Origin of the sequence: Azospirillum isscasi (assembly GCF_030849505.1) — a bacterium.
Lineage (GTDB): Bacteria > Pseudomonadota > Alphaproteobacteria > Azospirillales > Azospirillaceae > Azospirillum > Azospirillum isscasi.
Map to the genome: position 1 here is coordinate 1 of NZ_JAUJFI010000310.1, position 2,538 is coordinate 2,538.

Genomic DNA, 2,538 nt, shown 5'->3' on the forward strand with positions numbered 1-2,538 from the left:
GCGGGCTTGGCGGCGCCGCCGAACAGGCCGCCGAAGATGCCGCCGCCGCCGCCCGCCGCCGCCGCCGGGCGCTCCTGGAGCTGGCGCTCCAGCTCCTGATTCTGGTTCTGGGAGGCGGCCAGCGCCTGCTCCAGCATGACGATGGCCTGCGCCATCAGATAGGGCGCGCCGGGCTGGCGGGCGATGGTGTCGCGGATGTGGGCTTCGGCCTGCGGATCGCGCGGGCCGGACTGGGCCTCGGCCTGACGCAGCTTGGCGAAGAGGTCGTCAATGATCTGGCGTTCGGTCTGGTCCATGGCGGTGCTCATGCTCTCGATGGTTTGAGGGATGGTGCGGATAGGCCCCGGCATTCCGTTCACTGGGCGAGTGTCGGCGTCGGGGCGGGTGTGGAGACTGTTCGGGAGGCCTGGGTATCGCGGATCCACGGGGGCATCGGTCCCTCCAAGTGCGGTCACGCCCGTCGGCGCAAGAGCAGGTGAAGAGATCCGACATCGCGACCACGTCTAAGTCGCCAGAGGGGCCCGGATCACAGGTCCCGGAGACGTGGGGAGGGCCGGGAAAGCTGTCAAGAGAGGGGGGCGGCGGAAAAAACAGCGCTGCGCTACTCCGGGCAGGCCGTTGCGGCGCAGCAAGCCCGGCACCAACTCTCTGGGGGCCGGCTCCAACGGAGCGGGATTCAGCCTGGGGAGTCTGCCATGGACCGCATCAACACGGCCTTCCTGTTCGACCTCGACGGCACGCTGATCGACAGCGTGTACCAGCATGTGCTGGCCTGGCAGGAGGCGCTGGACCATGAGGGAATCGAGCTGTCGGTCTGGCGCATCCACCGCAAGATCGGCATGAGCGGCGGCCTGTTCGCCAACATGCTGCTGCGCGAGACCGGCCTCGCCATCAGCCCGGAGCTTCTGGAGCGGTTGCGCCGCCGCCATGGGGAGGCGTTCCGCGGGCTGGCCGGGCGTGTCCGCCCGCTGCCCGGCGCGCAGGAGCTGCTGTCCCACCTGACGGCGGCGGGCATCCCCTGGGCCATCGCCACCAGCGGACGGATCGAGACGGCCCGCGACGGGCTGGAGGCTCTGGGCGTGGACCGCGACACGGTGCCGGTGGTGACGCGCGATCAGGTGAAATACGCCAAGCCCGACCCCGACCTGTTCCTGGCCGCGGCGGAGCGGCTGAAGGTCCCGATCGAATCGGCCATCGTGGTCGGCGACAGCGTGTGGGACATCCTCGCCGCGCGGCGCGCCCGCGCGCTCAGCATCGGGCTGCTCTCCGGCGGCTACGGGCAGGACGAGCTGGAGCGCGCCGGGGCCTTCCGCGTCTACGAGGACCCCGCCGGCCTGCTGGAGCATCTCGACGAGGTGGGAGGCCGACGCTGAGCGCCAGACGGAACGCGCTGCTGATCGTCAACACGAAGGCCCGCCAGGGGCAGCGTGCGCTCGACGAGATCCGGGAGGAATGCGCCCGGGCCGGTGTCGCGCTGGTCCATGCGGATTGCCGGGAGCGGGAGGACATCGCCGAATCGATCCGCGGCCATGCGGGCAAGGTGGACATGGTGATCGTCGGGGGCGGCGACGGCACGCTGAACGCCGCGGCCCCGGCGCTGGCCGACACCGGCCTGCCGCTCGCCATCCTGCCCATGGGCACGGCGAACGATCTGGCGCGCACGCTGGGAATCCCGCTGGACCTGCGGGAGGCGGCGAAGCTGGCCGTCACCGGCCCGGTACGCCGCATCGACCTCGGCGAGGTCAACGGCGTCGCCTTCTTCAACGTCGCCAGCATCGGCCTCAGCGTCGAGCTGGCCCGCGAGCTGACGCGGGAGATGAAGCGGCGCTGGGGCGTGTTCGGCTACGCCGTGGCGGCCTTCCGCGTCCTGCGGCGCATGGCGCCCTTCCGCGCCGACATCCGCATCAACGGGAAGCGGCACCGCGTCAAGTCGGTGCAGATCGGTGTCGGCAACGGGCGTCATTACGGCGGCGGCATGACGGTGCAGGAGAACGCCGCCCCCGACGACGGGAAGCTGGACGTTTACAGCATCGACCTGCGCGGCTGGTGGGAATGGCCTTTCCTGTTCCCCGATTTCCGCCGCGGGCGCCACGGCCACTGGAAGAACGTCCATTGCTGGTACGGGCAGGAAGTGGAGATCGCCACCCGCCACCGCCGCCCGGTGAACACGGACGGCGACATCACCACCCACACCCCGGCCCGCTTCCGCGTGCGGCCCGGCGTCGTCGCGGTGATCGCGCCACCGCGGTGACCTTGCCCCCGCAACCCCGGCGCGACATTCCCCGCATCCCCCGTCCGTTCGTGAAACAGTCCGCAGAGCGAACATAATCGCTTGCGGGCTAATGGTATCTGGTATACCGTATCTCCAATCCAAGCCGCTTCCCTTCTCCAGGGCAACGAAACCGCGGCCCACCCCTTCAGCCGGGGCCCCTCTCGCACGAGGGGAACGAAGAGAAGAGACGGGACGGGAACGCCAATGCAGACGATGAGTTTCTCGGTCGAACCCCTGGACCAGGGGATGAGCTTCAAGGCCAAAGC

General features: G+C 69.9%; 3 protein-coding genes. 2 read left to right on the top strand and 1 reads right to left on the bottom strand.

Features of this window, described 5'->3' with window-relative positions:
• On the bottom strand, positions 1 to 308 hold a 308-nt coding region (locus tag QSG27_RS28500; RefSeq protein ID WP_306712170.1), incomplete at its 3' end, for a DUF2076 domain-containing protein.
• 387 nt (positions 309 to 695) lie between these two features.
• Here QSG27_RS28500 and QSG27_RS28505 point away from each other — a divergent pair.
• Together QSG27_RS28505 and QSG27_RS28510 are read left to right on the top strand one after the other, a co-directional pair.
• Positions 696 to 1,373 carry an HAD family hydrolase gene (locus tag QSG27_RS28505; RefSeq protein ID WP_306712172.1) on the top strand — a complete coding sequence of 226 codons (678 nt, stop codon included), beginning with the start codon at positions 696 to 698 and terminating at the stop codon, positions 1,371 to 1,373.
• Positions 1,370 to 2,251 (top strand): lipid kinase, encoded by an 882-nt coding sequence (locus QSG27_RS28510; RefSeq protein ID WP_306712174.1) that lies wholly within the window; start codon positions 1,370 to 1,372, stop codon positions 2,249 to 2,251. The genes QSG27_RS28505 and QSG27_RS28510 overlap by 4 nt, the downstream gene beginning before the upstream one ends.
• Positions 2,252 to 2,538: the final 287 nt, after the last annotated feature.

Excerpts from the sequence above, each read along its gene's own strand:
- QSG27_RS28505 (WP_306712172.1), top strand. The coding sequence starts at position 696 with ATGGACCGCATCAACACGGCCTTCCTGTTCGACCTCGACGGCACGCTG.